Below are 6,614 nucleotides of genomic sequence, written 5' to 3'. Positions count from 1 at the left end.
GAGGCGGAGACCGATCCGCCTCTGACTCCCCAGGCGACAAACCACACGGGCGATGGACATCGACCGAGACCGTGTCCATCGATCGCGGCTCACCCGACGCGAGGGATGGTGCGGCTGTGGATCCCATCGCGGCGTACCGGGTGGGACGGCATTTGCGGGGCTCTTGGGGGCTTACCTACTTCGGGAGGACTCCATGCTGAACGTCGAGCTCACGCCCGCCGAAACCGCCATCTTCCGCGACGTGCTGGAAAGCGTCCTGTCCGATCTCGGGATGGAGATCGCCGGGACGGACTCGCAGGACTTTCGTGATTCACTGAAGAAGCGAAGGGAAGTGCTCAGGAAGGTCGTCGCGGCCCTCGACCAACGAAACACTCGCGGCTGAGCACAAGCGCTGCACTCCAGGTTCGCAGAGGCTCCGCCCTCACGACCGATCCCGCTGCGATCGGTCGCCGTTCGCCACGGAAAACCGTTCGAACAGGAGCTGACCGCGAACACCGACGCGCCGCCGGTTCTCGCCCGTCATCGCACTCGCTCTCGGCTGTGGGGACCTCAGGAACGGCGAAGTCGTGCTTCGTCCGCCGCAAGCCGAAGGTCCGCGAGGTGAGGTGATGGGATGACGGAATGGGTTCGTAGCCAGCGTGGGAAGGGCCCGCCCGTGCTCATCGAAGCCATCAGCGGCACCCCTGGGGTGTGAGGCTCACCGAGGGCGCCGCAGAGCCTCCTGCAGTTGGCTCAAGGAGTCACCGAGCTGCGGGTTGTTGGCGGTGTAGGCCAGCGCCGCCATCATCACTGCATCCGGCCGCGAACCCACTTCGAACACCGCGGCGGCAGTCATCACGGCGTGCTCCATCGCGCCCAGCCAGATGGGCGGCGGCGCGAGACTCTCTCGGAGGCGCACGCCGCGGGGTGATGGCAGCGCCTCGGCGACGCTCACGACGCGGCGAAAATGCTCGACCGGTGAAGGGTTGAGAACCACCGGGAAGGATCGGTCGGCCGGCTTGAGGACCAGGAACCCGTAGTGCTTCCGCCCCGCCGGGGATGGCATGGCCTTCCACTCCACTTCTGATGATTCCGCCAGCCCCCGGGAAATGAGCCGCATCCAGAGCGAGCGGAAGTCGCTGATCGCCACCACCACGTGAGGGATGTCCACCAGGCAATCCATCCCCTCGAAGTCGCCCGCGCCCAGATCATAGCGCACGCTGCTCGCGATGATCGCTCCCCGGTTGGAATACGATCGGAGAAACGGACGCGCAGTCTCCTCGTCGACGGTCCAGGTCGAGCTCAGCGGCGTTCCATCTTCGTCCTCGCCTCGCATCGGGGCACGGATGAGCAACCCCTCCACCCACTCGCTGCGACGAGCGAAGTTCACCACCGACGGTGTCCGGTTTCTGGAGACGATCAGATATGGCTCCAGGTCGAGCAGGAAGACGTTTTGAACGGGATCATCAGGGAGGGGCCGTTCGCGGGCGACTTCTCGGCGATCGAGCACACAGGTCTGTGCATAGCGGTCCAGCCCGAACAGGAATCCGTGAGTCACGTCAAAAATGTCGAAGGCCTCCAGAAGCTCATCGTCCGAGAGCACGTTCGCGGGCCGTTCTCCGGCGGTCGTCACCAGCGCGTGCAGCCCAACCCGGGTCAGAAGCGTCCGCATCAGCTTCGCGGTCTCCGCTCGAGGCAGGTCGGTCCGACGCACCACAGGGAGGGGGGCGCGACGGCGGCTGAAGATCGAGCGGTCTTTGCCACCGGGCGGCAGATGCGGGACTTTTACCCCGTCGGGGTCTTCTTCGGTGGCCGGCAAAATGCCGGCGCGGCGCTTTGCCCAGCTGAGGGCCTCCGCATAGGGGACCGTCTCGAAGTAGCTGCAGAGCCATTCGAAACGCTGTTGCGGCGCGTTGGACGTCGTACGAAGGGCATTGTCCAGGCGGCGAATGACCTGCTCCGGGGCCTCCCATAGCTCGCGCATCAGCGGCAGGTCGAGCGCCACGACGCCGATCTCGTCGGCGATTGTCATGACCTCGGTGTGTCGCTCGGCGAGGCTGCCTTCCGGACGGCCGGGCATACCCTCGAGCGTCTTTCTGAGCCTCTGCACACCGGGGGCGAAGTCGGGTGGAGCACGCAGCTCCTCACGCTCCTCTGTCTGCATCTCGGTTCCGAGCCACGCGATCGCCTCGTGGGTGGACTCGGTGGCCCTGAGCACCGCGTTCGTCATGTCCTGGATTGCCGCGATCACGCGCGGGTCGCCACCCTGCTCGTGCGCCGACCACACCAGCCAGAGGAGGATTCGCTCCAGCAAGCCCATGCTGCTTCTCTGCACCAAGTACACATGGGTGATCTCATGGTCGACCACGACGGCGGGCTCGAGCTCGTCCTGGGGCACCAGTGCGATCTGGTAGGCGGAGTCATAGAAGCCAAACCCACCGTGGGCGCGGCCCGGTACGCTACCCCGGTTCCGGTGCCATGGCGTAGACATGACCTCCCCCCTTTGAGTGGGGTGACCGCTATCGCCCCGCCAGGAAGTCGATCAGCGAGGCTCGAGATTTCGCGGGCGCAGGGCGATCCATGGATCGTCCGGGAAAACGTGGCGCGGGGACAGTCGGTTCCGGGACGCCGGCGCGAGTCTCCGCCAGGGTCTTGATGATCAGGGGCGCGGAAAGGCCGATGTGGAGGACGAGGATGGCGTTGCGCGGGTCGGTGCCGTAGAGCACCGCCAGCAGTCCACCGCTGACGATCATCAGCACGGTCACCACCCAGTACCGGAGTCCTCGCGCGTATTCGGGAAAGTGCTCCGACTCGCGCACCTGGTACCAGCGAAGCAGCTCGGCGAGAAAGCCTCCGAAGCTGGCGCAGAGAAAGATCTGGAGAAAACCGGCGATCACCATGGCAGGACCTCGCAGACGGACGCGGACGAGAGGTGGGATGTTGAAGATTGAGCCTGCTCGGAGGTGGACGCCAGAGTTTCGATCTGGTTACTCGTACAAGCTTGGGTTATCCGTTGTCCGGTACAAGCTTGGGTTATCCGTTGTCCGCTATACGTTATCCGTCCCGGACCGGTGGTCCTGTTTCGAGGTCAGCCCACACATTGCGCGGCGGGCCGCCCGGTTCGGGCGGGATCGCCCCAGCCCGCACTGACGTGTCGGGGAGCCAGCAATTCGGTTCGGACTGGTGACTGATAACTGATAACCAGCCAACGGATAACGGATAACCCAAGCTCCACTACCGCTGCCCTCAACACAGCCCGTCCCCGCTACACGAACATCCCCTCCCGCAGGTTGATGCCGTACTCGAGATGCGCCTTGAGCGCGCAGAGCATCTGCGACCAGCCGAAGCAGTTGTCGTAGGAGGCGCGCAGCCCCGCGTCGGTCGGGCGCCAGCCCTCCTCGGCGATGCGCACGAGCGTGCGACCGTCCTCGAGCGGCTCAAAGGTGATCGTCACGGTCGTCTGGTAGTCCGCCGGCGCGTCCGCCCCCTCCTCGTAGGCATCCCAGCGCAAAACGATGCGTCGATCCTGCTCCACCGCCAGGACCTGCACGGGGAAGGCGCCGGGGTAGTCGGCGAAATCCCAGCTGACCGTCGCGCCCGGCTCCAGCCGCCCACTCGCTCCGCCCGTAGTGAAGTAGCGCGAAAGCTGCGACGGATCGGCCACCGCCTCGAACACCGCGTGAACCGGCCGGGCGATGCGTCCGGCGACCTCGAATCTGAGCTCCATCCTCCCCTCCTTGTGCTTGTGCCGCTTGAAATCCGCACCTTGTGTTATATTTTTATAACATGTCATCCCCCGAAGTCAATGACGATCTGATTTTCAAGGCGCTGGCGTCACGGACGCGTCGGGCGCTGCTCGACGCGCTGCGCGATGGGCCGCGCACGACGGGTGAGCTGTGCGGCCTCTTCCCCCACCTGGATCGCTGTACCGTGATGCAGCACCTGCGCGTGCTCGAGAAGGCGGAGCTGGTGATCCCAGCCCGCCGCGGGCGCGAACGCTGGAACCATCTGAACGCGATCCCGATCAAGCGAATCCACGACCGCTGGATCCGGCCGTACGCCGTCTCCGCGGTGAGCCTGCTCGATCGGCTGAAGCGAGATCTGGAAGAGGGGGCGGAGGGGAAGATCGACTGAAGCCCTACGGCCGCCCGGCCACCGGATGGAGACGGGGTGGCTCGGCGATGGTGTCGCCATCGGGGAGCGCGTAGACCGTCAGCTCGCGGGCACCGGCGAGACGGGTGGAGGAGAGCGCGAGCTCGAGACGGGAGCGCGCGGCTTCGGACCCGTCGAGGTCGGCGACGAAGATGCCGCTGGTTTCGTCGCGGGAGGACGCGAGCAGGAAGACTGCTACGCCGGTGTAGCGGGCCAGCGCCCTGGCAAAGCTGAGCGCCGCCTCGTGGCCGTCCTCGTCCCGGTCCTCGGTCCCGATGGCAATCAGCTCGGCGTCGCGCTCGCGCGCGTACTCCGCCAGCTGCTCACCCGGCTCGCCTTCCCGCACTGCCACTTTCACGCGGGTGCTGCCGAGCACGTCGGCAATCTGGTGGGCGACGCTCTCGACGTACGCCTCGCGCAGCGCGTGCTGACGCCCGTTCTTCCCGAAGCCGGCGTCGCGCGGACTGCGGCCGGGCGCCGCATCGGCGGCATCCGGGGAGGGGCGCAGGTCGACGACGTGGACCACGGCATCGCTTCGCCGGCCGAGCTCGATGAGGAGCGGGATCAGTCGCGGCGAGAAGAGCGCGTCGTGTAGCGGCAAAATCACCGAAAGACTCATGGCACTGGGGTCTGGTTCGTATGCGGACGACCGGTCAACGCCGGCCGCACACCTGCTCACCTCGACCGGTCGACCTCCCTCGCCCTCCGACTGAGCCCATGATGGCGGGAGCGGTTCGGCGTCCATCCTGATGGTCCGCTCCTCGTGCCGTTTGTTACGGACTGGCAAAACGGTGGCAGCTCTTTCGACATCCGGGCACGCCCGCCGTGAAATCCGGCCCGCCCCCGTCCGTGCGTCGAGCTGCCAGCACAACGTTCTCCGCGGCTCGCGGACGCCGTGTAACATCTGCGCCGCTAGCGAGACTCTCCAAGTAAGAGACACGCACGAAGAGCCCCCGCCGCATGGGCCGAACAGATCGACCATGCGGCGGGGGCATGCACATATGTCGACCTCGCTCTCCGGTCGTCAGGAGCCACAACCCGCGCGAAATTCGATCCAAGGAGGGGGTTGGGCGATGCGCTTGGAGGTCGCGAACATCTGCGGAAGAGTCCATGAACACCTCTCTGGAAAGCCGACTCAACAGCCAGCTCGAGCAGCTGATCTGGGAGCTGACCGAGCACATCCCGCACATGCTCGGCATGGAGCACACGCCCGAGGAGTATTCCGCGATTCTCGACCGGCAGCGCGCCGTTCAGCAGAAGGTTCGCTATCTGAAGCGCGTACTCGCCGGACTGGAGCGGGTGGGGACGGATATGGTCATGGTCGATCGAGCTGGATTCGGCTCTCGAATCCTGGTAGAGGACCTTCGGACGGGTGATTCGTTCGAGTACACGATCATGAATGGCGACGACCTGGATCTCGACGCGGGGGAGGTCACGATCGGCTCTCCCGTGGGCCAGTCGTTGCTCGGCGGACGCGAGGGCGACCTGGTGGAAGTGGCCGCGCCTCAAGGAAGGCGACGTCTGAGGATCCTTTCCGTATCGACAGTGTTTGATATGGTAGGCATGGGCGAGGCAGAGGTCAGCCAGACGCTCGGGCGGCGGAAGCGCGACTACCCGCCCGATCGGATCGCGGCCAGTGCCTGACTCCGGCGTACGCACACAACGAGAGCTGGATCCTCATGGGGCCGCAGCGGCGGCCCCATGATGTTATGGTCACCCTGGAACGAGGTGCTGACGTGAAATCGACGACTCGAAAGTGGCTGCGGAGCCCGCGTGAGCGCGTAGGCACGCTGTCACATGCCGACCTTCCGCCGCCGCTGCCGACACCCAGGAAGGCCAGCGCGGAAACCCTGCTGCTGCGGGCACTGCGGGATGGCGACGAGGCCGCGTTCGAACGGCTGCTGGACCGCTGGTACTCGCCCATGTTGCGCGTGGCCCGGAGCTACGTCCGCACCGATGCGGATGCCGAGGAGGCCGTCCAGGAGACCTGGCTCGCCGTGCTGCGGGGAATCGACACCTTCGAGGGACGGGCCTCGCTGAAGACATGGGTCTTCCGCATCCTCGCCAACCGTGCCCGCAGCCTGGCTCGTCGCGAGGCGCGCAGCGTTCCGATGAGCGACCTCGCCGTGCCCGCCAACGCAGCCGGAGCAAGCACGGGAGAGGAGCTCGAATGGCTGTTCCTCCCGGAGCGCACGGGGCCGCTGGAGTGGCATGGGAACCTGGCCAGCGGAAGCGATCCCGACGAGGAGCTCGCCGGTCGCGAGCTGCAGGCCCGCATCGAAGCCGCAATCCGCGAGCTGCCCCCGCGGCAGCAGCAGGTGATCACGCTGCGGGATCTGGAGGGCTGGAGCGCCGAGGAGGTCTGCGAGGCGCTCGACCTGAGCGATGGAAACCAGCGCGTGCTGCTCCACCGGGCTCGCACAAAGATCCGCGACGCCATCTTCGCCGAGGCCTGAGCTGCGCGGTGGGTGCGTAACGATCAC

The 6,614-nt window shown here is 66.2% G+C and carries 8 protein-coding genes; 4 read left to right on the top strand and 4 right to left on the bottom strand.

What is annotated here, in order from left to right; genetic code table 11:
* The first annotated feature begins 193 nt into the window (after window positions 1–193).
* On the top strand, window positions 194–382 hold the full coding sequence (locus tag VF167_15305; GenBank protein ID HEX6926788.1) for a hypothetical protein: 189 nt from the start codon (window positions 194–196) through the stop codon (window positions 380–382).
* Between the two features lie 315 nt (window positions 383–697).
* Here VF167_15305 and VF167_15300 read toward each other — a convergent pair whose 3' ends face one another.
* From VF167_15300 to VF167_15290, 3 genes are all read right to left on the bottom strand, one after another.
* Window positions 698–2,470: a hypothetical protein gene (locus tag VF167_15300; GenBank protein HEX6926787.1), complete on the bottom strand. Its 1,773-nt coding sequence runs from the start codon at window positions 2,468–2,470 to the stop codon at window positions 698–700.
* 28 nt (window positions 2,471–2,498) lie between these two features.
* On the bottom strand, window positions 2,499–2,879 hold the full coding sequence (locus VF167_15295) for a hypothetical protein (protein ID HEX6926786.1): 381 nt from the start codon (window positions 2,877–2,879) through the stop codon (window positions 2,499–2,501).
* A gap of 365 nt (window positions 2,880–3,244) precedes the next feature.
* Window positions 3,245–3,706: an SRPBCC family protein gene (locus VF167_15290; protein HEX6926785.1), complete on the bottom strand. Its 462-nt coding sequence runs from the start codon at window positions 3,704–3,706 to the stop codon at window positions 3,245–3,247.
* Between the two features lie 59 nt (window positions 3,707–3,765).
* Here VF167_15290 and VF167_15285 point away from each other — a divergent pair, with 59 nt between their 5' ends.
* On the top strand, window positions 3,766–4,113 hold the full coding sequence (locus VF167_15285) for a metalloregulator ArsR/SmtB family transcription factor (GenBank protein ID HEX6926784.1): 348 nt from the start codon (window positions 3,766–3,768) through the stop codon (window positions 4,111–4,113).
* A gap of 4 nt (window positions 4,114–4,117) precedes the next feature.
* On the opposite strand, the gene VF167_15280 is transcribed toward VF167_15285, so the two are convergent.
* Window positions 4,118–4,750: a universal stress protein gene (locus tag VF167_15280; GenBank protein HEX6926783.1), complete on the bottom strand. Its 633-nt coding sequence runs from the start codon at window positions 4,748–4,750 to the stop codon at window positions 4,118–4,120.
* Window positions 4,751–5,241: 491 nt separating this feature from the next.
* Between VF167_15280 and VF167_15275 the strand changes: the two genes are divergently transcribed.
* Window positions 5,242–5,775, top strand: a complete 534-nt coding sequence (locus VF167_15275) for a GreA/GreB family elongation factor (GenBank protein ID HEX6926782.1) — start codon at window positions 5,242–5,244, stop codon at window positions 5,773–5,775.
* A gap of 92 nt (window positions 5,776–5,867) precedes the next feature.
* The gene (locus tag VF167_15270) at window positions 5,868–6,587 is read left to right on the top strand and encodes a sigma-70 family RNA polymerase sigma factor (protein HEX6926781.1); all 720 of its coding nucleotides are present in this window, start codon (window positions 5,868–5,870) and stop codon (window positions 6,585–6,587) included.
* Window positions 6,588–6,614: the final 27 nt, after the last annotated feature.

It is taken from the genome of Longimicrobiaceae bacterium (genome assembly GCA_036375715.1).
GTDB lineage: Bacteria > Gemmatimonadota > Gemmatimonadetes > Longimicrobiales > Longimicrobiaceae > DASVBS01.
Note: the sequence above shows the minus strand (reverse complement) of the source record. Positions and strands in the feature narration are given on the sequence as shown.

Bases quoted from the DNA above. Each gene is read 5' to 3' on its own strand.
- VF167_15300 (HEX6926787.1), bottom strand. From the start codon at position 2,470: ATGTCTACGCCATGGCACCGGAACCGGGGTAGCGTACCGGGCCGCGCC.
- VF167_15275 (HEX6926782.1), top strand. From the start codon at position 5,242: ATGAACACCTCTCTGGAAAGCCGACTCAACAGCCAGCTCGAGCAGCTG.
- VF167_15285 (HEX6926784.1), top strand. From the start codon at position 3,766: ATGTCATCCCCCGAAGTCAATGACGATCTGATTTTCAAGGCGCTGGCG.
- VF167_15305 (HEX6926788.1), top strand. From the start codon at position 194: ATGCTGAACGTCGAGCTCACGCCCGCCGAAACCGCCATCTTCCGCGAC.
- VF167_15290 (HEX6926785.1), bottom strand. From the start codon at position 3,706: ATGGAGCTCAGATTCGAGGTCGCCGGACGCATCGCCCGGCCGGTTCAC.
- VF167_15295 (HEX6926786.1), bottom strand. From the start codon at position 2,879: ATGGTGATCGCCGGTTTTCTCCAGATCTTTCTCTGCGCCAGCTTCGGA.
- VF167_15280 (HEX6926783.1), bottom strand. From the start codon at position 4,750: ATGAGTCTTTCGGTGATTTTGCCGCTACACGACGCGCTCTTCTCGCCG.